The sequence below is a fragment of the Pseudaquabacterium terrae genome, from assembly GCF_013266755.1.
GTDB classification, from domain to species: domain Bacteria; phylum Pseudomonadota; class Gammaproteobacteria; order Burkholderiales; family Burkholderiaceae_C; genus Pseudaquabacterium; species Pseudaquabacterium terrae.
In genome coordinates, this window is the sequence record NZ_JABRWJ010000021.1 from 25,606 (window position 1) to 47,423 (window position 21,818).

The 21,818-nt window shown below is 66.2% G+C and carries 19 protein-coding genes, 1 pseudogene and 1 other annotated feature; of the genes and pseudogenes, 17 read left to right on the plus strand and 3 right to left on the minus strand.

What is annotated here, in order from left to right; genetic code table 11:
* Nucleotides 1-301 precede the first annotated feature (301 nt).
* From HLB44_RS35285 to HLB44_RS35310, 6 genes are all read left to right on the plus strand, one after another.
* Nucleotides 302-859, plus strand: coding sequence for a site-specific integrase (locus HLB44_RS35285; protein WP_173135167.1), 558 nt, complete (start codon nucleotides 302-304; stop codon nucleotides 857-859).
* 608 nt (nucleotides 860-1,467) lie between these two features.
* On the plus strand, nucleotides 1,468-1,740 hold the full coding sequence (locus HLB44_RS35290; protein ID WP_173135170.1) for a hypothetical protein: 273 nt from the start codon (nucleotides 1,468-1,470) through the stop codon (nucleotides 1,738-1,740).
* A complete protein-coding gene (locus tag HLB44_RS35295) occupies nucleotides 1,737-2,102 on the plus strand; it encodes a helix-turn-helix domain-containing protein (RefSeq protein WP_173135173.1) in 366 nt (121 codons plus the stop codon). The genes HLB44_RS35290 and HLB44_RS35295 overlap by 4 nt, the downstream gene beginning before the upstream one ends.
* Nucleotides 2,102-3,118, plus strand: a complete 1,017-nt coding sequence (locus HLB44_RS35300) for an ImmA/IrrE family metallo-endopeptidase (RefSeq protein ID WP_173135175.1) — start codon at nucleotides 2,102-2,104, stop codon at nucleotides 3,116-3,118. Before HLB44_RS35295 ends, HLB44_RS35300 begins: the two co-directional genes overlap by 1 nt.
* A complete protein-coding gene (locus HLB44_RS35305) occupies nucleotides 3,118-3,753 on the plus strand; it encodes a C1 family peptidase (RefSeq protein WP_173135177.1) in 636 nt (211 codons plus the stop codon). The genes HLB44_RS35300 and HLB44_RS35305 overlap by 1 nt, the downstream gene beginning before the upstream one ends.
* Nucleotides 3,754-3,755: 2 nt before the next feature.
* A complete protein-coding gene (locus tag HLB44_RS35310) occupies nucleotides 3,756-4,595 on the plus strand; it encodes a thymidylate synthase family protein (protein WP_173135179.1) in 840 nt (279 codons plus the stop codon).
* Here the strand turns inward: HLB44_RS35310 and HLB44_RS35315 are convergent.
* Both HLB44_RS35315 and HLB44_RS35320 read right to left on the minus strand, forming a co-directional pair.
* Nucleotides 4,558-5,229, minus strand: coding sequence for a uracil-DNA glycosylase (locus HLB44_RS35315; RefSeq protein WP_173135181.1), 672 nt, complete (start codon nucleotides 5,227-5,229; stop codon nucleotides 4,558-4,560). The two genes, HLB44_RS35310 and HLB44_RS35315, sit on opposite strands and share 38 nt — an antisense overlap.
* A gap of 19 nt (nucleotides 5,230-5,248) precedes the next feature.
* Nucleotides 5,249-5,578 carry a DUF4031 domain-containing protein gene (locus HLB44_RS35320; RefSeq protein ID WP_173135184.1) on the minus strand — a complete coding sequence of 110 codons (330 nt, stop codon included), beginning with the start codon at nucleotides 5,576-5,578 and terminating at the stop codon, nucleotides 5,249-5,251.
* A 37-nt stretch (nucleotides 5,579-5,615) separates the two neighbouring features.
* Here HLB44_RS35320 and HLB44_RS35325 point away from each other — a divergent pair, with 37 nt between their 5' ends.
* The 4 genes and pseudogenes from HLB44_RS35325 to HLB44_RS35335 all read left to right on the plus strand — a co-directional run bounded on the left by HLB44_RS35325 (nucleotide 5,616) and on the right by HLB44_RS35335 (nucleotide 8,792).
* A complete protein-coding gene (locus HLB44_RS35325) occupies nucleotides 5,616-5,945 on the plus strand; it encodes a helix-turn-helix domain-containing protein (protein WP_173135186.1) in 330 nt (109 codons plus the stop codon).
* 125 nt (nucleotides 5,946-6,070) lie between these two features.
* On the plus strand, nucleotides 6,071-7,345 hold the full coding sequence (locus HLB44_RS36895; RefSeq protein WP_217283939.1) for a nucleoside triphosphate pyrophosphohydrolase family protein: 1,275 nt from the start codon (nucleotides 6,071-6,073) through the stop codon (nucleotides 7,343-7,345).
* A gap of 196 nt (nucleotides 7,346-7,541) precedes the next feature.
* A pseudogene (locus HLB44_RS38445) lies at nucleotides 7,542-7,931 on the plus strand (Ig-like domain-containing protein); the annotation flags it as partial.
* A 180-nt stretch (nucleotides 7,932-8,111) separates the two neighbouring features.
* Nucleotides 8,112-8,792 (plus strand): thermonuclease family protein, encoded by a 681-nt coding sequence (locus HLB44_RS35335; RefSeq protein ID WP_343051767.1) that lies wholly within the window; start codon nucleotides 8,112-8,114, stop codon nucleotides 8,790-8,792.
* Nucleotides 8,793-9,459: 667 nt separating this feature from the next.
* On the opposite strand, the gene HLB44_RS35340 is transcribed toward HLB44_RS35335, so the two are convergent.
* Nucleotides 9,460-10,718 (minus strand): IS3 family transposase gene (locus HLB44_RS35340; protein WP_173135192.1). Its coding sequence is split into 2 segments (ribosomal slippage): nucleotides 9,460-10,430 and nucleotides 10,430-10,718, totalling 1,260 coding nucleotides; the frame shifts between segments, so codons are not numbered across the junction.
* Nucleotides 10,324-10,440, minus strand: a sequence feature (AL1L pseudoknot). It overlaps the preceding gene by 117 nt.
* Before the next feature lie 94 nt (nucleotides 10,719-10,812).
* Here HLB44_RS35340 and HLB44_RS38085 point away from each other — a divergent pair.
* The 7 genes from HLB44_RS38085 (at nucleotide 10,813) to HLB44_RS35370 (ending at nucleotide 21,229) form a co-directional block, all read left to right on the plus strand.
* Nucleotides 10,813-10,938, plus strand: a complete 126-nt coding sequence (locus tag HLB44_RS38085) for a hypothetical protein (RefSeq protein ID WP_281375270.1) — start codon at nucleotides 10,813-10,815, stop codon at nucleotides 10,936-10,938.
* Nucleotides 10,939-11,094: 156 nt separating this feature from the next.
* The gene (locus HLB44_RS35345; protein WP_173135194.1) at nucleotides 11,095-12,234 is read left to right on the plus strand and encodes a hypothetical protein; all 1,140 of its coding nucleotides are present in this window, start codon (nucleotides 11,095-11,097) and stop codon (nucleotides 12,232-12,234) included.
* Nucleotides 12,235-12,392: 158 nt separating this feature from the next.
* Nucleotides 12,393-14,507, plus strand: coding sequence for a hypothetical protein (locus HLB44_RS35350; protein WP_173135197.1), 2,115 nt, complete (start codon nucleotides 12,393-12,395; stop codon nucleotides 14,505-14,507).
* A gap of 34 nt (nucleotides 14,508-14,541) precedes the next feature.
* Nucleotides 14,542-15,510, plus strand: a complete 969-nt coding sequence (locus HLB44_RS35355; protein ID WP_173135200.1) for an AAA family ATPase — start codon at nucleotides 14,542-14,544, stop codon at nucleotides 15,508-15,510.
* A 46-nt stretch (nucleotides 15,511-15,556) separates the two neighbouring features.
* Nucleotides 15,557-19,885, plus strand: coding sequence for an SAV_2336 N-terminal domain-related protein (locus tag HLB44_RS35360; protein WP_173135203.1), 4,329 nt, complete (start codon nucleotides 15,557-15,559; stop codon nucleotides 19,883-19,885).
* A gap of 448 nt (nucleotides 19,886-20,333) precedes the next feature.
* The gene (locus HLB44_RS35365) at nucleotides 20,334-20,870 is read left to right on the plus strand and encodes a hypothetical protein (RefSeq protein ID WP_173135206.1); all 537 of its coding nucleotides are present in this window, start codon (nucleotides 20,334-20,336) and stop codon (nucleotides 20,868-20,870) included.
* A gap of 176 nt (nucleotides 20,871-21,046) precedes the next feature.
* A complete protein-coding gene (locus HLB44_RS35370) occupies nucleotides 21,047-21,229 on the plus strand; it encodes a hypothetical protein (RefSeq protein ID WP_173135209.1) in 183 nt (60 codons plus the stop codon).
* Nucleotides 21,230-21,818 lie beyond the last annotated feature (589 nt).

Genomic DNA, 21,818 nt, shown 5'->3' on the forward strand with positions numbered 1-21,818 from the left:
GTGGGCCTGGAGCAGGCGCTATGGCGCTATCTAGAGGCAGTCGCATGCGCACTCAAAAGCGGGTCCAATTCAGCATCGTCCCCCCGTTGTCAGCGGCCACGCCCAATGGATCTCTACTGCTTTTGCCCAGCCGGCTCCGCCGCGTGGAGCATGGCGCGCGCCGTCAGTGCCATATCGAGCGACTGAATTGCCCCGCTTCGGGCGCCGGCACCCTCTACGAGCATGCGAGCAATGGCACCATAGGCTGTCGACTCAGCGGCCGTTCGAGGGGCCCCTGAAACCCTCGGCGCAGCGCCAGGCGGTGTCGATCCTGGCCAACTTGTACGCCTTCCTGGTCGAGCAGAACTACTTGATGGGCAACCCGTGGCGGGCGGTGACGCCGCCGCGCGTGGCCGGGCCCAGCATCGACGTCGGGCGCAGCCTCACGCAGGCGCAGTGGCAGTTTGCGGAAGAGCTGGCGGCCGAGGATGCGGCTGACGCGCTGGATGACGCGTCACAGCTCGCGGGGGAGGGCGGGGCGCTGGGGCCGCAAGCGCTGCTGGCGCTGCGGCTGCAGTTCACGCTGGAGCTGCTGTACGCGACCGGGCTGCGGCGCGAGGAGGCGGTGGCGGCCAGGGTCGATGACCTGCGGTACGTGAGGTTTCCGGTGGCCGAGGGTGAGCCGGTCCAGGGGTGGGTGTTGCACGTGCTGGGAAAGGGCCAGAAGCTGCGGGAGGTGCCGGTGCCGGTGCCGGTGCCGGACCCGGTGGTCGAGCGGCTGAAAGCGTACCTGGCGGCCCGCGGGCTGCATCCGGAGCCGGACGACGTGGGCAACCGGGGAGCGTACCTGCTGGGCAGGCACGAGGACCTGGTGGGTTAGGCTGGTGGGCAGGTGGCCGAGCGCGCCGTCGGCTTGAGCGTCGCGGTGCGGCAGGCGCGGCCGGCGGACCCGCGGGACCCGCGGGAAGGGATCGGCGCCGAGGCGCTGTACGCGCACCTGAAGCGGTTCTTCGAGCGCTGCGCGAGGAAGCTGCGGCGGTCCGACGATGTGCAAGGTGCGGAGCGGTTCGCGAAGGCCAGCACCCCCTGGCTGCGGCACACCCACGCGAGCCATGCCATCGCCACGGGCATGCCGCTGGAGATCGCGCATGCAGCGGCAGCTCGAGGCGCTGAAGCACTGTGCCACCGCGGGCCGGCGCTGACGGCAGACGTGAAATGCGCGCGTGGCCGCTCAGCGCGTTCTCGGTGTGAGAACGTCAGATTTTTGACATCGGTCGGCGATCGATTGTCGGGTTTCGATCTTCTGTTCCGTTTTAGCTTTACAGCAGGCCAACTTCCGGGGCGAAAGCCATCGGGCGGCCGAGCTGGACTTCGCTTCAACCAGGGAGGTGGGTGGTCGAGATAGAAAATACTGTATTGACATACAGTATCGTTGGTACGATATTCGTACCATCGCTGTTCGAGCATCGAACCATAGAGGCCCTGATGATGGAAGAAAAACGCGAACAGATCATTGCAGCGCTCGAGGCATTCTGGGCTGGGCAGACGCTGTGCGCCGAAGGCGGTGACACCGTTGACGACCTGGTTGCAGCGATGGACTCGTTCACCGCCTCGGATGCACTGGAAGAAGTTGAGGACATCGTCGACATGGAACTGCCCACCGGCGAGGTGATCCGGCGCGGTGGCTACGAGAGCAAGGACCAGTTCGTCAACGAGCTAACTCAAAGCGTCCTGGACTACGTCGCGGAGCACCGGAAATGAACGCCGACGACACCGATGCGCGGCGTGCGGAGATGGGGAAACGGTTGCGCGAAGCGCGCGAGTACCTGAACTTTTCACAAGACGAGGTCGCTACTGCGCTAGGACTCTCGCGGCCGTCGGTTACCAACATGGAGTCAGGCAGCCGCAAGGTCGACTCGCTCGAACTGGACAAGCTGGCGCGCCTCTACGGTCGCAGCGTCAACTACCTTCTCACCGGCGAAGAGGAATTCAAAGCTAATGAGAAGGTCGCGTTCGCTGCCCGCGCCCTTCGCGGCCTGAGCGGGCGCGATCTCGAAGAGGTCACGAAGTTCGCCAACTACCTGCGCAACTCCGGCAGGCCGAACACGAGAAAGGGCAGGTGATGGCGAACCTCAGGCAGCGGCTGTTGGACGCCTCGAAGAAGGCTACGCAAGTGCTCAGCGACGCGGGGACGGCCGCTCGCATCCAGAGCGGCTTCTCGCGGATTGATCCGATGCTTCTGGCTCAGGAACAAGATGTTCCAGTCATGCTGACGGAGCAGTTCGACAAATTGCTCGGAGCATTCCTGCGTGAAGGGCGCGCCGGCATCATCGTGAATTCAGATCGTCCTATCGGGATGATGCACATGACGTGTGCGCACGAGCTTGGCCACTATTTCCTTGGCCACGTGTCCACCCACGACGAGCACATCGACTACGGCGACATGGACTCCGTTACGGAGCAGGAGGCGAATCAGTTCGCCTATCAGCTGATGGCGCCGATGTGGCTGGTGGTGCGCACCGTCAAAGCCAAGGGTTGGGGAAAGACGAATCTGCTTCAGCCTGCAGTCGTCTATCAACTTTCGCTCCGGCTCGGCATCAGCTTTACGGCGATGGCCTGGGCGCTCGCCCGGCTCAAGCTGGTCACGCCTGCGCAGGCCAGCACGCTCTGCGTGGCCAAGCCTAAGGCGCTCAAGAACGATATGTTGCCGCCAGGCGTCGCTCTCGGGAAGAACGCCGACGTCTGGGTGCTGGACTCGCGCGACAAGGACTGGATCATCGAGCCGCGTAGTACCGATCGCTTCCTGTTGAACTTGCCGAGCCACGCGACAGCGGGCTACCTCTGGTCTGCGGACGAACTGGCTGGAGAAGGATTCACGCTCAGCCCTATTCTTGTGGACGCGCGCGAGCAAAAGCGCGAGGGCCCGCCGTTGGTGGGCGGCGGCGGCGAAGACAGCTACTTCTTGGCTGGTCCCGCGGTTGAGCAGCAGGGTGGAAGTGTCTCTGAGTTTCACCTCCGCGAGACGCGCCCGTGGGTCGCCAACGACGAAGCGGCAACGGAGCTCGCGCTGAAGATGCAGTTCGAAACGGTTGAAGAAGGTCTGAGCGACAGCACCCGCCTCCGGGAGATTCAGCCGTAATGATCTCCTCCGTCATCGACCTCTCCGTCACCTTGGGTGCTGCACGGCACCAGGGGCAGCGACTGACCTGCTTGGCATTCGCGGTGTCCGATGTGAACCGTCGGCTAGCGCCGGCGCCCGACGAACTTAGCGCTGAATTCCTTTATCAGCACGCTGGCGCAATCACTCCCGGATGGGCGGCTGGTGGCGCGCTCTACTTGTCGCCAACACTGACGGTCGCTGGCAAGCCGGGTCAACCACTCGAGGCAGACTTCCCCTATCAGGCGGCGAGCAACGCAACGGTGGCTGTGCCAGCCCAACCTGCGGGCGCGAAGATGTACAGCAGCGGTGTGCGCGAGATCAAGCGGACGTCGGACGTGGTGGCTGCCGAGCTTCAGGCCGGACACGTGGTTGGCTTGATCATCGAGAGCACGGCTACCTTGATGGCGCCCGTCAACGGCATCGTTGCGTTCACGCCAATGATCCTTCCTGGTCGAGCGCACGCTGTAGTGGCGGTAGGGCTTGGCGAGACTGCCGGCGGTGCCCAGTACGTGCGTGTGCGAAACAGTTGGGGAGCGAAGTGGGGCGACCAAGGCCACGCTTGGTTGCCTATCGAATACATCGACCTGCACACTCTGCAGGCATTCGGGAGGTAGAGATGGGGAAAGTGTTCGCTGAAGACCGCATCGTGCCGACGTGGCTTGCTGCGGCCAGGTACCTGCTGGAGAACGGCCGGCGCGCACGCAACCTCGTTCTCGAGATCGAACATCCGCGCTTGCTCACCGACGAAGACAGGCGTGCGATTGCTTCCGTGGATGGGGCACTCCGTCAGAACTGCGACCTGAGCGTCTTGACGGTGGCGGGCACCCTCTTTCCGCAGGGGCTGTATCGCAAGCATGGAGCCGATGGTCTCGCCGAGCGCTATCTGAAAATCATGGAGCGCGCGAAGAAGAAGGGAACGTGGGGCACGTATGCGATGCGCATGATGGAGCGGCGCGGCCGCAAGCCAGGCATCACATTCAACCCACTTGAGCAGGTCATCTTCAAGCTTCGGCGGGCCTCAGCCCAAGGTGACGGAAACGCGTACGAGTCCGTCTACGAGATGGGCGTGCATGTGGCTGAGGATCTCGACGGCGAGCCGTTGCTCGCGGCATGCGAGCTACCGACCTTCGATTCGGCGCTCGATGGGGGCAAGGTCTCCAACATGCCTTGTTTGAGCCACCTGACCTTCAAGCTCACTGATGCGAAGTCAGTCGATCTGACGGCGATCTATCGCTCGCACTACTACGCGCAACGCGCGCTCGGCAACCTGATCGGCCTCACGCATCTGCTGACCTTCGTCGCGGAGCAGGCCGGTATCGAAGCCGGCCGCCTGACCTGCATCTCGACGGACGCGAACCTCGACTTTGAGAATTGGGGCGGCGCACCCGCCGGAAGAGCGCTCTTGAGCGAGCTCGAGCCTAGAACAACAGCGGCTGCGACGCCAAGCGCGGTGTGATCTTCGTCAGGTTGTAGAGACGGCAGACTCCCGCGCGGAACTCGGTGGTACCGCCGTAGCTGGGGTGGCGCACGCACTCGACGCGCGCACCGAACTGCGTGGCGTAGCCAGCTGCGTCCTGGCCGATCGCAATGATTCGGTCGATGTGCAGCATCTGCACAAGCTCGCTGTTGAGCTCATCGACCGTGCACCGCTCCTTGCTGGTGAACTTGCGATTCGTAAACGGCTGGTCCGGCTCGTGCGGATGAAACGGGAAGACATTCCAAAGCAGCGGAGGAATGTCCAACTGTGACAGTGCGCCCCAAATCTCTGCGGCCGTCCGTTCAGCCACGACCTCGCCGCGAGTCGTCTTCGTCACGTCTGTGCCTGGGTAGAAGCGCGAGAAGAGCGGTAGATGCGCCTCGTCGGTGAGCGCCAGGCCCGTACGCCGGCCACCACGGTAACCGAGGTCGCGCCCCATCCAGATCGTCTCCGACCCGAGAGCCATGATGGCCTCAAGGTACGTGCGCAGCGCGCGGCGGCGCAGGGCCGGCGCGTTGGCGCGATCGTGAACGTCGCACTGATCGGCGTAAGGATTGAAGACGTTGGGCAGGCGAATCGTCGCCATGGCCTGGGCGAAGGATGCGGGCGTCATGCGTGTCGAGCTTGCAGTTTTAGAAGAGCGAGAGGGTCTGGCTCGAGAGCTGGGGAGCAACGTCGGGTACGTGGGGCTGGGAAGCGTCGCCTGCCATCTCGGCTTTGAGCTTGCGCGCCGCGATCAGCATCTGGGTCTTCCGCGATGCGACGGCGCCGGCGACCAAGGCGCGCTCGCGCATATCGGTCGTGACGTCGTAGTGCGGGTACGAGGCGCGATCCTGGAACCAGCTGCGGCGAAGCCCGATGCGCGCAGCGAAGGCGTGCAACTCCTCGAGCGAGTCTGCCACCACGTGGCACCACAGCTTGCCGCGCCACCTGATTCGTTCGTTGTCCACGTACACAGCCATTGTGCCTCCTGACTCAAAATAGCACATAATGTGCAAAATGGCAAGGAAGATCAAGCCTGAATTCGCACAAGAGCTTGGCTCCAGACTGAGGGGCGCGCGGCTCGGTCTGGGCATGACTCTTACTCAGGTGGCTGCAGCCTGTGGAGGTGACCATACACGGGTGTCGAAAATCGAGCGCGGCCAGTTCGCCACAGTGAACACATATGTGCAAGCGATTTGCAAAGAAGTGCATGTCGACCCCGACTGTACTGACGACGCCAGCCCGCAAGCGCTCCACGCCAAACTGGAGCAGCTGATACGTCGAAAGCCCTCAACCGCACCAGCCCTTCGCGCCGTTTTCGACGCGCTCGATCGCATGGCGAACTAGCAGCATCGGCGCCGCGATTGCCGCTCGCATTCCCGGCCCATTCCATTCAGAATGGGCTCTGCAGCCCGGTAGACGGAGACATCACGCAACGGGCAGCGCACGCCACTTTGAACAGGGAGGAGCTCATGGCGCAAGCCACTCAGGTCAATGACAGGCCGCACACGCCGCTTGTGTCCTATGCGGTAAAGGCGCTCAAGACGAACCAGCTGGATGGCGAACACGCTCGAGACCAGCTGCGATTCGGGCTGTTCGGCGAAATCGGCGGCTTGCTCTCGCTGGTGAAGAAGGAGCATCGCGATCTCGAGCCAGCTGAGCACAACGCGATCACCGAGGAAATCGGCGATGCGCTTTGGTATTTGGCCAACGTCGCCCATCAGTACGGCACAAGCCTGCAGGAGGCTGGCATTGCGGCGATGCACGAGCTTCAGCGAGACCTGAGCATCCAACGCGAGGTGCCGGAGGAAGTCGCGTTCGAAGAATTCGACGCGCTGCTACAGCTCTCGAAGGTCAAGCTCACGGAGCCGAACAAGCTGACTTGCATGCGGCAGCTTGCGGCGCACGCGGGTCAACTGCTCAGTTCCGCGTCGAGCGAGACGGACTTGCTCTCCGAGGCGCCGCAACGCTTGCTTGGGAGACTGCTAGCCGATCTGGCGATGGTGGCTGCTCATTTTGGGCAGCAACTGAAGGACATCGCGGACTCGAACATAAGGAAGATCCAGTCGCGCTGGCCCGAAGAGGGCGCAATGCACCTGCCACTGTTCGATGAAGGGGGCATGGAGATCGAGCAATTCCCACGCGAGTTCGACATGCACTACACCGAGGTGGTTCCAAGCAACGGTGGGGACCCCTACGCCATCCAGCGTCTGCGTGGAATCAATATCGGCGATCGGCTCACCGACAATCGCGCCGATCCTGACGGGTACCGTTTCCACGACGTATTCCATCTGGCGTACATGACGCACTTGGGATGGTCGCCGGTGATGCGCTCCCTCTTCAAGGTCAAGCGCAAGAGCAACCCGAAGACGGATCAGAACGAAGATGGCGCTCGCGCCGGCATCATCGAGGAGGCCATCTCGACGCTGATCTTCAACCATGCGCGAGCGCGTAGCTTCTTCGCGGACAAAAAGCCGGGCCGCCTGAACTACGACCTCCTCAAGGAGGTGCACAACATGGTCAGTGGCTACGAGGTCGAACGTTGTCCATTGTGGCAGTGGGAGTTGGCAATCCTGGATGGGTTCGCTGTGTTCCGCGAGCTGAGAAAGCATGGCGGTGGCATCGTCAGCGTCAACCTCAAGACGCGGAAGCTGACGTTCGCCCAGGGCGAGCGGATCTTCGAGCCGTCGCCGCCGCCGGTGGCCCGGGAGCCGTTCGTTGGCGCGCTGCCGCCGCCTGGTCTGTAAGCTCGGCTCCGAGCAGTCTGCAGATGCGCGCCGGTATGCGCTTCAAGTGGGCATCTTGCTGAGCGGTCCCGGGTGTCGACCTCGCGGCCACTCGGGTGCAGTTGGCCAACCAGCTGCGCAGCCTGCTGCAACGTTCTGGCCGGGCGCCGCGGTAGCTCCAGCGTGTATCCTGTCGTAACACATGAAGGGGCGGGCAATGGACAAGCGGCTAACGATTCTGTGGTCACTCGTTGCCGTGACGCCCCTGGCCGCCGCGCACTCGGGCGGCACTGACAAGAACGGGTGCCACACCAACAGGTCGACGGGCCAGTTCCACTGCCACACCCCGCCACCGCCACCGCCACCCCCGCCTCCGCCCCCGCCGGCTCCGGCTCCGGCTCCAAACAAGCCGCCGAGCGTGCAACTCACGAGCCCGGTGACGGGATCGCACTTCCCTTCCTCTGGTGAGATTTCGGTTGCGGTGAGTGCCTCAGACCCGGACGGATACGTCACGCGGATCACGTTCTACCGCGGCACCACGATGCTCGGAGACGACACCACATCCCCGTTCTCGTTCGTGTGGCGCAATCCGGCCGCCGGAACGCACAGTCTGACCGCTGTGGCCACGGACAACGCGGGCGCGACGACAAGATCGTCAGCGGTCTCGGTCACAGTCGCTGCGCCACCAGCTCCGCCCCCGCCGCCTGCTCCCCCGCCACCTCCAGCAGGCCCCCCTGAAGTGGCTGTGAAGCCACCTGCCCCTTCGTCTGCGTGCTCGACAGTGAGCGTGGTCTCGGTGGTCGACGGGGACACGCTTCGCGTCCGATCAGGAGGTGGTCAGATCGAGAGCGTCCGGCTCAATCAGGTCGATGCCCCAGAACGCAGCCAGACTTTCGGACCTGAAGCAGCGGCATGTCTGGCGCGCTTGGTGGCGATTGGGCCGATCTCGATCTGTCGCGATGGGCGCGACAAGTACGGCCGCACGGTTGCGAGCGTGACGGCCTATGGCAACAACGTGGCCGAGCGGATGATCGCCGAGGGGTGCGCTTGGGCATATACCAAGTACCTGGAGGCGAACAGCTTTCTCCCGTCCCTAGAGCAGGCCGCGAGGCAAGCGCGTCGCGGCCTATGGGCCCTGGACGCGGTGGAGCCCTGGCTATACAGATCAGGCAGGGCTCCTGTCACGTACAGCCCCACGACGAACCAGTGGGCGGTCGCAATCCACGCGTCAAACCGAGGGACGGTCTTTGATCGCGTCTTTGACTGGGCCGAACACCAGTACCCTGACCTGCTGGTGGGTGGGACCACGAATCAGGCGCTTGGCGACGGAACCATCTATCGGTGCTACGCGAACAACTTCTGCATCGGCTATCGAGATGGCATCTTCCTAACCTACGATGGGCGCGTCATGAGCCAAGTCGGCACCGAAGCGCAGTTGCTACCGCAGGCTGAGGCCCAGGGCTTTTAGCTGGTCCCCGACAAGGCTCGTCTCCACCTTTGAGGGATTCTCACTGGTGCGCTCGCGTGGGGATCCGGCTTGGATCCTCAAGTGAGTGGCTTGAGGCTAGGCGCACTCGATAGAAAGTCGCTCCGTGGGTCCGCATTGACTCCGGTGTTCAGCATCGACGCCAGTCCATTGACGTCGGCGATGGTGAGCATAGGTTCCGAACTCGCTGAAGACCGCGCGGCGTCCAGAGCCGCCGCCTTGGTCCCGGAGTTCAGTCATGTGAGGGACAAGCCGGCGGACAACCGGCAGGGCAACGCGCGCAGCGAGCAACGGCGCGAGCTATGACGGAGGCTGGCTCCGCCAACAGACATTTAACGCTCACGTTGTGGGGTATGCGAACCGCCGGGGGGATACTTGCCATGGAAAGACTCACGCGATGTGGTCATGGCCCGCCAACCCTTGCCAAACGGTGGGTGGCAACCCCAAGGCGAGTTGGCGAACCGGCCACAAGGAGCCGGCTGGCCCGAAGAACTGAACCACACCGGCTTTCGAGGAGGCCTGTTGGCTTGAGTCAAACCGTGTTGGCCTGACCGTCAAGATGGCTGTTTGGCTGTTGGGGGATTCTCCTTCTATCAGCCCCCCGCAGGGGCCGCCGGAGGCCCCCCCGGTTGGGCCATGTACTCATGGTTCAACCCTCCCGCGATGTGGCCATCTGGCGTGGCGGGTTCGTCGCCCGGGCCTGGCCTTGTTGCCGCCAGTAGTTCGCCTCGGCCTCGGCCGGCGGGATGTAGCCGATGGGCTCGAGCAGGCGATGGTGGTTGAACCACGAGACCCACTCCAGCGTGGCCAGTTCGACCGCCTCGCGCGTCTTCCAGGGCCCGCGCCGATGGATGATCTCGGCCTTGTACAGCCCGTTGATGGTCTCGGCCAGCGCGTTGTCGTAGCTGTCGCCAGTGCTGCCAACGGAGGGCTCGATGCCGGCCTCCGACAGCCGCTCACTATAGCGAATAGACACGTATTGCGAGCCGCGGTCGCTGTGGTGCACCAGGGCGCCTTCACGCTCGTGCCGACGCGCGTACAAGGCTTGCTCCAGGGCATCGAGCACGAAGTCGGTTTGCATCGAACTGCTGACCCGCCAGCCCACGATGTATCGCGCGAAGACATCGATGACGAAGGCGACGTAGACGAAGCCCTGCCAGGTCGAGACATAGGTGAAGTCCGCCACCCACAGCTGGTTGGGGCGATCCGCCTTGAACTGCCGGTTCACCCGATCCAGCGGACACGCCGCCTTGGCATCCGGCACGGTGGTGCGCACCGCCTTGCCTCGGCGCGCACCACGCAGCCCGCGCAGCCGCATCAGCCGTTCGACGGTGCAGCGCGCCACGGCCATGCCGTCGCGCCGCAGCTGGCGCCAGACCTTGTCGGCGCCGTAGACCTGCAGGTTTTGGTCGTACACCCGCTGCACCTGGGGAAGCAGTTGAGCATCGCGCTGGGCTCGCTCGGGCAGCAGCGCGGGATCGCGTTGGCGCGCCGCATGACGCCGATACGCCGACGGGGCGACCTGCAGCGCGCGGCAGATCGGCTCAACCCCGCAACGAGCGCGGTGCTCGTCGATGAAGGCGTTCACTTCTTGAACTGGCGGTCGAGCTCCGCCTGGGCGAAATACGCGCTGGCCAGCTTCAGGATCTCGTTGGTCTTGCGCAGCTCGCGGACCTCGCGCTCCAGATCCCTGATGCGCTGCTGCTCGGCCGTCGTCGCGCCGGGCCGTACACCGCTGTCACGCTCGCCTTGCCGGACCCATTTGCGCAGCGTCTCGGCCGTGCAGCCGATCTTGCCGGCGATCGACTCGATCGCCGCCCACTGCGACGGGTACTGGTCCTTGGCGTCGAAGACCATGCGCACCGCGCGCTCGATCACCTCGGGGGAAAACTTCGGGGACTTCCTCATGTTGGCTCCATTCTCTAGCGAAGGAGCCTCCTCAAAATCCGGGGCGGTTCAAACTCCCGCCCGACACTCGCCCGTCCCGAGGAAGGGGAACATCATGGACACGCCCGAGTCAGCGCTGCAGGTCGTAGCGCGAGATCCCATCATCTGGCGGGATCAGCTCCAGTTGGTGCTCGGCGTGAGTGGCAACACGGTGCGGCGCTGGCTCATCGCGAACAAGTAGCCCAAGCCTGACATCTATCCGACGCGGCAGACGAAGGCGCGCGAGGCGAAATCCGGGTGCCTCCGCAGACACGCCTCACACTTCCAAGGGTTGACATTTCTGATTTCGCACGGAAGCATCCGTCGCCGCCGGCCTCCATGCCGGCTGGGGATCACGATGGCTTCAACCCTGTTGTTTGTCCACGGCACCGGCGTTCGGGGAACGGCGCTTGCGGCAACGCTTGACCTGTTGCGCAAACAGGCAGCGGAGTTCCTGCCCGGCTGGAAGATCGAGGCCTGCAACTGGGGAGATGCCTTCGGTGCCGCGCCCAACCGTCGGGGCGCGTCGGTCCACGGTTATGCGGCAAGCGGCGACCCGTCGGCGCGACTCGCCGCGCAGGAAAGGGCGCGCTGGATCCTCCTCGCGGACGACCCGCTGATCGAGTTGAGGCTGGCGCCCGCGCCGAACTTCATAGGCCCCAAGCCCGGTCTGAAGGTCTGGGATCGCCTGCCAGCGCTGCGCGACCATCCCGATGTGCTGGCGCTGCTCGCGGACGTGGTGCCGCCTGGCCAGTGGCAGGTGCTGGTTGACGAGATCCTCGGCGACGCGGCCTGGCAACTGGTGATTCAGGGACTGACATTGACGCCGCCGGCGGCAAGTCCGCTGGTGGCGCGAGCCCTGGTGGTTGCGCTGCAGGTGGCGCTGCGGGAGCAAGGCCTGCCAGCGATCGGCGTGACCGTGCGCGACAAGCTCGCCGCGCTGCTGCAGTCGCCTCTCGGAGGACCGCCGGCACCGGGTGTCGTCGACTGGCTCTTGGGGCGCCTCACCGCATATGGGCGGGAGCATCGCGGCCAGATCACTGATGTCACGAGCCCGGCCGTCGGCGACATCCTGCGCTACCAGGCGCGGGGCGAGTCGGTGCGGGGGCTCATCGGTCATCGGGTGAAGGAGACCGGGGCGCGTGTGGTGCTGGCGCACAGCCTGGGCGGGATCGCTGCCGTCGACTGGCTCGCGATGGATGCCCGTCCGGTGGACGCTCTCGTGACGGTCGGTTCGCAGTCCGCGTACTTCTACGAAATCGACGCGCTGGCCTCGCTGCCGCTTGGCACGCCCATGCCAGGGTACTTTCCGCAGCGGTGGCTCAATGTCTACGATCCGAGCGACCTGCTGGGCTACCCGGCCGGCGGGATCTTCAGGGGAGCGGTCGAGGACCTCGTCGTCGACAACGGTGAGCCGTTCCCGGAGTCTCACAGCGCGTACTTCCGCAACCGCCACCAGTTCTGGCCGGCGTTGGCCGATTTCCTGAAGCAGGTCTGAACAACCGTGATGGGATTCAGTGCTCACGGTGACTGTGGCGTAGCGGCACGCTTGCGCGCGTGCGGACCGCTGCCCTTTGCACCGATCACCTCGGTGCATGGGTATGAATGTGGATACGGGCCGGGTCCGGTGCGCCGTTCCCGTTCCGGGGGCTGAGCGTGCCCGGCGTCCTGGCCTGGATCGTCGCTGTCGAGCGTCACTACTCACGCCTCGACAGAGAGGGCAGGAGGATCCCGAACCCGCTCGACTTCGAGGCGCCCATTTCGAGGCGCGCCCTGGATTGGGTGGAGTGGCTCGTGGCGGAGCGGCCCGGGACGCAGCTGGTACTCAACCTGGCACTCGATGAGGGCAGCGCGGAGCGCGAGCGCCTGGAGAAGCTTCGCGGGCGCGTGCTCAATGCCGCCAGTGCGCACCTGGCCGACGCGAGTGCACTGGACGACGCCGTCGACTGCATCGAGGCGGCTGCACCTGACACCTTGCTGATCGTGTGGCGCGGCCATGGTGTCATTCACGGTCGCGAACGTTACCTGCTTCACGCTGGGTCGCGCGGCTACGAAGGCCCGCGGACCTGGGATCTCGACTCACTGCTGAAGCGGCTGCGCAGCGGCCAGGCACCGACGCTGCAGATCGGATTCATCGACGCCTGCGCCGACGTCGTTGCCCAGGCACCGCAGACCGAGACGCTTGCAGGGACTGGCGACGCCACCTGCGACCAGTTCTACTACTTCGCTGCCAGCGTGGCCGCGCAGGCGTCGATGAGCGACGAACTGCCGACACTCACCTCAGTAGCGCTCGAGGCGATGATGCCGCTGGCCTGGGACCCGGCGCGTGGGCCGAGCCGCGACGAGTTGCATGCCAGGCTCATGCCCCTCATGAAAGCGCTGGACTCGCGGCCAGTTGCATGGCACTGGACGCAAGGATCCGGTGAGAGTTGGTCAGGTGCCGCCGTCGATGCGCTTTCGGTGGCGGATCTGCGGCGCTGCCTTCGTCGCACCGGGTTGCCGGGAGCCTTCTTCGAGCGCCTCTGGCACGACTTTCGGCCGATCGGCCTGACCTCGACAAAGCTCGCGACCGCGATCCTCAACGGCACCCTTCCGACGCTCGTCGATGACTGGCGCGCTCGTGCCCCTGACCACGCCGATCTCTTCCAGGAGTCATGGAACGATGTCAGCCGCGTCATGCCCTGGGTCGCACCGCTGTACCGGCTCGGGCTCGGGCTGACGCACTGGGCCGGGATTGCGCAGGTGCTTGCGGCCGAGCGAGCCAGCGGTGCGACGCCAAGGTTCACCGATCTGGCCGAGTTGCTGCTGTGGGTCGTTGAGGGCATGTACGGTCCTGGCGCTGATGGCATGCCGCGCGCCGAGCGCGCCCTGCTCACGTTGATGGTGCTGGCCCTCAAGGAGGCCCGTCGCCTGGGGGGTGGGACGGGCGCGGACGCACTGGAAGGTGCCTTGCGCGCCGATGCTGCGTTGGGGCCGCGCCTGGCAGCGATTGGGCCGCAGGCCGCGCTGCCACCGCGACCGCCGGTACTGATCGTGATGCTGCGTGGCGGCGAGTCGACCAGGGAACCCTCCATCGAGCGCTGGTGGGTGCAAAGCAACGGGGTGCTTGAGCCCGGCACCTACATGCCCGCTCCCGGACGGCTCGGCCAGTCGCTTGCGAGACTCATCGAGAGTGTGCAGAAGGGGCAAGTTCGATTACTGCGGGTCGAGCTGTTGGCGCCGAGACCGTTGCTGTGGGGCCGCTTCGATTGGCGCGGCTATCAACTGGGCGGGACGCCGAAGGTCTGGGTGGCGCTCGACAAGCGCTATCCGATGTACTGGCGCTGGAGCGAGCGGCTGCATGAACGGCAGGCCGAGGAACTGCAGGCAGGGTACTGGCGCGTCAAGTCGAGAGAGGTGCTCGATCGCGCGCGCAGCGGCGGGACGCTCGAATGCCGCTTCGACGACGATGCCCCGCTGACTGTGGCAGCGCCGCCCGCCCATGTGCTGGCGCTCGCCTATCCACCCCAGGTGCCGGCCAATCGCGGGCGCTTCGTTCAGGCGCTCCTCGAGGGCCATCCGTACATGCTGTGGCCCAGCACCGCGCCGGGTGAGGGCGAGCCCTTCCGGGCAGCGCTGCGTGACTGGCTCGCCCGGCAACGCCTTGACGAGTTGCCGGAGGCGCTGTGTCTGGCGCTCAAGGGGGACAGGCTGCTGCCACCCCTCGTGCTGCTGCTTGATGATCCCGGAAGCAACCCGCTGGAGGGCACCGGCTACAAGTCGATGAATTGAGGCGCGCCGGCTGGCGCGAACACCGAGAAAACCTATGGACAAGCACCCCTGGAAGATCTACGACCCCGCCGTCAAACCGAGCAAGGCCAAGGTGAAGCTGCCACCGCCGCCGCCCTGGCGTCAGCCGGGCGCGGCAGGTCGCGCGGTCATCGCCAAGACCTTCCAGGCAGCACCCGAGATCGTCAACGCTGTCAACGTCGCGCTGCACTTGCGACGGCCGCTGCTCGTGACCGGAGAGCCCGGGACCGGCAAGAGCTCGCTCGTGTATTCGGTGGCGCAACGCCTCGGCCTGGGCGAGGTGCTGGTGTGGGCGATCAATTCGCGCTCGACATTGTCCGACGCGCTGTATCGCTACGACGCCCTCGCGCGGCTGCAGCAGATCCAGGCGCGCAACGTCGCGGGAACGAAGCGAGGCGAGCCTGTGGTCGACGAGGGCACGGAGCTCGGCCAGTTCATTACGCTGGGGCCGCTCGGCAGTGCGCTTGCTGCTGCCGATGCCCCGCGCGCCCTGCTCATCGATGAAATCGACAAGAGCGACGTCGACCTGCCCAATGACTTGCTGTCGGTGCTCGATACCGGCTCGTTCCCGATCGCCGAGTTGCAACGTGTTGCCGATCGATTCCAGGACGTGACGGTGCGCAGCGCGGTCGGGCAGGTGAGGGTGGCCGAGGGCGAAGTCTCCTTCACCGAGTACCCGTTCATCGTGATGACCAGCAACGGCGAACGCGACTTCCCTGCCGCATTCCTTCGCCGTTGCGTCCAGTGCCGCATGCCGGACCCCGACAACGAGCTCTTCGACATCGTCCGCGCCCACTTGCCCAAGCTTGCCAAGGATCCCAAGCTCGGCGAGCTGATCGAGACCTTCAAGAGCGGGCGCGAACAGGGTGGCCTGGCGACTGACCAGCTTCTCAATGCGCAGTACCTGGCGCCGCTGCGGGAAAGCCTGACGAAGGACGAGCGGGACGACATGCTCGCGGTGCTGTTCAAGAGCCTGACCGGCTGAGCCGCCTGCCGAGGGGCTCCATCCATATCCACCGACAAGCATCGCGATGCCGACGCCGCCTCCGCCTTCTCCGCCCACGCCGCCGCCTGCGCCCAGGCCGTCGACCGCCGCCGAGCAGGAGATCGCGCGCTGGCGGCAACGCGTGCACGAAGCACTCCGACTTCTCGACGTCGATGCCTCCGCCTCCGACCCGCTGACTCGGGCCGACGCGCTCTGGCTGGCGCGCGTGCTGCCTGACACCGAGGTTCAGGCGACTGGGCCGATCGTTGCGGGATCAACGGGATCGAAGAAGGAGACGGCTGCTTCACGTCGACGCAACTCGCAAGCGGTATCCGGCGCGGTCTCGCGGAAGGGCGCCGCCATGGCTGCGGTGGAAGCTCCGGTCCCGCCAAGCACGGTCGATCTCTTCGTCCAGCAACCCGCCGTCGATGGCGGGCCCGGCCTCGCGGCCCGCCGGCTTCTCGTCCCTGCGGCTGACGCGCTGCCCGGACGATCCGCCATCGAGCGCGCATTGCGGCCCCTGCTGCGACGGCGACCTTCGTCGCAACGCCTTGTGCTCGATACCGAAGCGACCGCTCTGGCGAGTGCTCGCGCCAGCGCGGATCTGCTCGCTGCTGCTCGGCCCGGGACGCGCGCGCAGGCGCTGGTGCCGGTGCTGCGACCGATGCGCGAGCGCTGGTTCGATGTCGCGCTGCTCGCCGAGCAGGACCCCGGGATGCTTCCGTTCGAGGACACGCTGCATGCCCTGCGTGACCTCATGGCGCGCCATGGCGCGTTTGGGCGTGTGCGGCTGTGGCGTTGGTCGGTGCAGGGCGACAAGGTCGCGGTTCGCACGCCATCAGGGCAGCCGGCGGGGCGGCGCGCGATGGTGCAGGTACAGCGGCCGCAGATCGTTCTTGTCGTCACCCATGGTGTGTCGGGCCACTGGGGCAGGTTGCCGCTTCGCGAGTTCATGCACGAACTGGGGCGCCAGGCGGTGCTGGGCCTCGTCCAGGTCCTGCCTGCGCCAGCATGGGGATTCACGGCGCTGGGTGCGGCCGACGAGCGCGTCCGCAATCGCGAGCGTGGAGGGCCTAATCGGCTGCTGCAGCGGTTGGACCCCTGGAGCGGCCTGTGGCGCAACCGCGCCGGGCTCAGCGCCGTTCCGGTGCTCGAGCTCGAAGCGAACTCGCTTGCCCGCTGGGCACGCTGGGTGATGGCGCCGCGGCTGCTGGAGCACGCGGCGGCTGCGATTGGGCGTCCATTTTCACCAGAGCCTTCTCCGGGGAGCGCCCCACTGGCTGCCTCGGCCGCCACGCAGACACCGCCTCCGCCACCCCCGCCGCCGTCTCCGTCCGATCCGGTCGAAGCCGAGGCAGCGCTGCGCAAGCGCGTGCTGCAGTTCCGGGCGATTGCCTCACCCCAGGCGTTCGCGCTGTTGCGCCTGCTCGCGGGGGCCTGGATCACGCTGCCGGTGATGCGGCTGCTGCTGGCGTCCCTGCCAGGTCCACCGTCGGCTGCGCCGCTGGCCGAGGTCCTGCTGTCCGGACTGTTGCGACGCACGCCACCTGCGCCGGACGCTCAGCCGACGGATCCATTGGTCTTTGAGTTCGAGCCCGGTGTGCGGGACTGGCTGCATGGATCGCTATCGCGCGAAGAACGCGCCATCGCCGAGCGCACGATGGCCGCTTCGCGCGAACAGATTCGACGCTTCGTCGAGCAGGTCACGAAGACCCGGATCGAGAGCTTCGCCGCGCTGTTGCTCGACCCGTCCGGGGATGAGCGACTGCCGGCCTCGGCGCGCTCGTTCGTCGAGGTCTCGCGCCGGTTGCGTGCGTTGCGCGGCGCTGGCGGGCCGACAGGCGCCACGCTGACAGGTGACCAGCCAACGGGGCCGGGCCCCAGGCCCGGTAGCGCGGCGCTGGGCGCCCTTCACGGCTTCCCACTGCAGTTGCGCGAACTCGTGGGCCGACCCACGCTGGAGGCTTCGCTGCGTTCGATGCTGCTTGCGCTGCGCGAAGGTGCCACGCTCGCGCTGACGGCGCGGCCCGGTGCCGGAGCGCGGACTATGCTCGCGGAGCTCCTGCGGGAGCGGTCAGTGCGCGAGCGCTATCCCGGGGGCATCTGGTTCGGCACGGAGCCGCCCGCTCGCAGCAGCGGTGATCCGGCGGGAGCACGACTCGCGGTCCGCCTGGGCGGCAAGGCACGAGGTGGCGACGCCAGTGTCGAGTTGCGCTGGTATCGCGAAGGCGAGGTTCACATCGATCTCCTGAGCACCGAGGAGGTCAACGCGTACCTTGGCCGGCAGAACATCTCGTCCGTCCAATTGCGCATCGGCCAGCAGCGCGTCCACCGCGGCGTTCCATCGCTCATCGGTGTGTTCAGTGTCGGTACCCGACTTGGGACGACGCAGTGGCCGCGCACGAGCGGCGCGCAGCCGGAGCGCAACTGGGCCGTGATCACCCAGCGCATGCTGTCGAAGCTTCCCGACAGCTTACGGATGATGCTGATTCGCATGGGGGTGCGACAGGGCGGCTATTTCGGTGCCGACGAATCGGGTGCAGAGCTGGCGATGCAGCTTGGCTGGCGGGTCGTTGAGCCTGGTGCCGCGGGCGGCACGCTGGCTCCTTCGATCGGCAAGGCGCTCGGGACCTGGTATCCCGATGAGACCGTGCTGTCGCATGCTTCACTGCTCAATGACCTCATGGCCGGCCCTGATGACGAAGCGCGCGCGCAGTACGCGAGCAGGCATCTCCTTTTCCATGGTGCTGGTGCTGGTGGGCGCGAAGGGGTGACGCGAGTCCTGGCAGACCGCGTGCTGCTGGGCCTTGCGCTGAAGGGAGGCATTGACGGGCTGCTCGCGCAATTGGAGGTTCGCGCGAAGCGAAACAAGGTCCTGGACGAGGTGCGACGCGAACTGCTCGGAGGGCCGAACGCGGATGTTCCCCTCGTGGACCGAGCACGTTCGCCCTTGATGCCGGACACGGGCGAGGTGTTGCGCGACTGGCTTGGTGCCGGGCGGGTCCCGGGTGCCGACGGCCGAGGCATTCGCGTCGCGCTGCTGTCGACCGGCGTCGATGCAACCCATCCGGAGTTGCAGCATGTGCCGATCACAGGTGCGACGACCGATCCGGACGGTCACGGCACCGGGGTGGCGAGCCTGATCGTTGGCCGCTTTGCCGGTGTAGCGCCTGGCGCAAGCCTGCAGTCCCTGGCGCTGCGCGGTGCTTTGAAGGCTGGGCCAACGATCATTCAGGCGCTCGAGATGCTTCTCGCGATGCCAGAGACAGAGCGCGCGCATATCGTTTGCCTGCCTTTCGGGTGGGATCAGCAGTTCTTGGTCATTGAGATGATGCTGAAGGATTTGCTTAAAGCCGGAATCGTCGTGATCGCGGCTGCTGGCAATTATGGCGCCGGGAGCCGGCTATCGTTCCCGGCATCAATGGCAGGAGTGCTCGGCGTGGGCGCGCTCGATGCAGAAGGCTCACCGGCTCTGTTCAGCAGCCGCGCGGAGGGCTCCGTCGGGCAAGATCCGGAGCTCTGGGCGCCCGGCGCCGGCATCTTGGCAGCGCAGCCGGGTTTGCCGAAGGCTGGCCGATGGCCAGCACGCTACCAGACGCAAAACGGCACCTCGCAGGCCTGTGCGATTGTGGTTGGCTTGGCCGCCATTTACGCGCAGGTGACCGGACGCCGGGGTTCGGCGCTTCGGGAGGTGTTGCTGCAGACAGCGCTCGATGGCAAGGCGAGGTTTCGAGCTCTCCTGGAACCGCATGGGCGCGATGAGGAAGGCCAGGGCGATTCATCTGCAACTGATGTTGCTGCCAACACTGGCGGTGGCACCGGGTCTGTGGCGGTGCCTAACGTCTCGCCCGAGGAAGACGGGCGAGAAGCTTTGCATGCCCGGCCGAGCCGGGCGAGACCCAGCAAGCGGTCCAGGCCGCTTTCTGACGGACAAGCGGGAGGCGAGATGGCAGACGATCTCCTCATGCCAGCCGAGGCTAGCGACGTGACCACCCGCGAAGACCTGGCGTGGGTGAGGAAGTGGCTCACCGAGTTGGCCGATGGCCTGACGCCCCTTCTCACCGAGGCTGACGACGCAACACGAAACGAGATCCTCGACACCCAGATTGCGGTCTCGTTGGCAGCTGGGGACCTCAACATTGCCAGCATCAAGCTCGCGATCGACGAGGCGAAGATCAGCGCCGAACGCATCACTGCGGCCGTTGTCGAGGCGGACAGGGTCATCAAGCGCGTTGCCAGTATCAAGTCGAAGCTAGAGTTGATCGGCTCCGTCTTGGACTTCTTCGCCGCCGTCCTCACGGGTAGCGGAACCAGGATCTTGGATGGGGCGGTGAAGCTGGCCAGGGATCTAAAGAAGAAGGACGAACCAGCCTAAGCCGTGCGAGCACATGCCGGTCGACGCTACCGGGGCTGCCTCCGGCGTATCCTGCCTCGATGGACATTGCTACGTGGGTTTACGCCTTCATCACCGAGCTGCAGCTCCTGCGGCCGCACCTGCGCCCGAGGAATGGCTTCGCCTCGCGCTATGTGCAGACGCTGGCCGCCAGGCCTACTCGTCCGCGGAGGACCCAGTGGCCGCCGCCCGCGCGGCGCACGAGCGCATTGGGCCGCCGCCGAAGTGATCGGGCACGGTGCCTGCCGAGCACCCAGCATGGCCAGCAAGCCCACCAAGCCAGCCCGCGGCCGCCGTCAGCCGTCGCCAGCCAGCGGCGCGCGCATGAAGAGCCCGGCGCGGGATGCAGTTCTGCGCGAGTTGGCCGCGGCGCCCAGGAAGCCGGCTCGCCGCCTCGGCCGGTGAGCTACCCCCCTGCTACGGTGAGCCCGTGGACCTCGCCTTCATCCTCACCTGCTACCGCTGCCGCAGCGAGTTCCTGCACCCCGACCGTGGGTCGGCGTACTGTATGCACTGCGCAGCCCCGCCGCTCGGCATCCGCGGCGATGGACAGGTGGTGCAGCACCAGGCGCGGCCGGTGCCGCGGCACTACGTCGAGGCCACGCCGCGCGCTCCGCAGCTTTTGGTGCAAGCCACGCACGCCCAGCGCGACGAAGACGGCATGCTCCGGATCTACCGGTGGCGCCTGACCAGCTCGACGACCGGGAAGCAGTACGTCACGAAGCGCCGGCTCAGCGCCGAGGCTGCGCGCGGCATCGACCCGAACGCCCAACCCGTGGGCGCGCCCGAGACCATCCGCGGCTACGGTCAGGCCAGCACCAGCGCCTACATGGGCGCGTGGGGGCCGGAGCAGACCGCTGCCGGAGGCGAGGTGACGCGACCGCAAGAAGGTCCGCTGCCCGGCTGGCGCGATGGGCAGCAGCATCAGTGGAGCCGAGACCCCGGCCGCGGGCGGTGCTACCGCTGAACGGCTCCCCCTTTCGGGTGATACCCCCATCGGGGCGAAGCGCTGGCCGCCCGCCGGCGGCACATTGCATCCCGGGCCGCCGCAGTGGCAGCCGAGCAATCGGCGCGCTGGCCGCACGGGGTTGCAGACCTGGCGCGATCGTGCCGGCCCACCAACGAACACAGCGGGAGGGCCCCATGGCCAAGGACGACAAGCAGCGGCGCGACGAGAGAGCCGCCGCCCGAGATGTGCTGCTCAGGATGGCCCGGATCAGCTTCTACGCCGCCGGCGGCACGCTGGCCCAGGCGCATGCCGTGTGCGAGGCCGTCGACCGCGCGATCAGGCTGGCAATGCCGGCGCGCCGGGTCGCAACCGATTGAAGGCGCGGCGGCGATTCCGCCTCGGGAGCCTCAACGGTCGCGCTGTGGATCGTGTCGGTCCCCGAGTCCCTCGTGATCGCCTGTAGGGGTGACGTGGCGCGGCCGACCGTCAGCAAGCCTTCGCAGTGCGCCGGCGGACGCCTGGCGCTTCATGTTGGAAGCGCTGCGCGGCGAACTGGTGGTGCCGCAGCCGACGGCTCGCGGACCGCGGCGCATCGTGGTCGGCGAGGGCGACGACTACCCGCACCGAACGACGAGCTGGTGCTGCTGCGCGAGGTGCTGGCGGCGGTGCACGAGCAGCGCGCGCTGGCGGGCATGGCGCAGATGGTCAGCGCGCTGGTGGTGCTGGTGGGGTGGAGGTGGGGGTGGGTGCAGGGCTGAGCGACACCGGTCATCGGCGAGTGGCTGGCCAGCACCTTGCGGCGAAACGGCGACGGATGATTGGCCCGCCGCCTTGACCTCTAAACCGAAGTTCCTCCCATCCACGTAGTCATCATGCGGGCGCAAGTCCGCGTGATTGCTGAACATTGGCGCCCTTGAGGCGCTTTTGTTTTCTCGATTTTGTAGTCACTAAATTGGCTTGACTTCG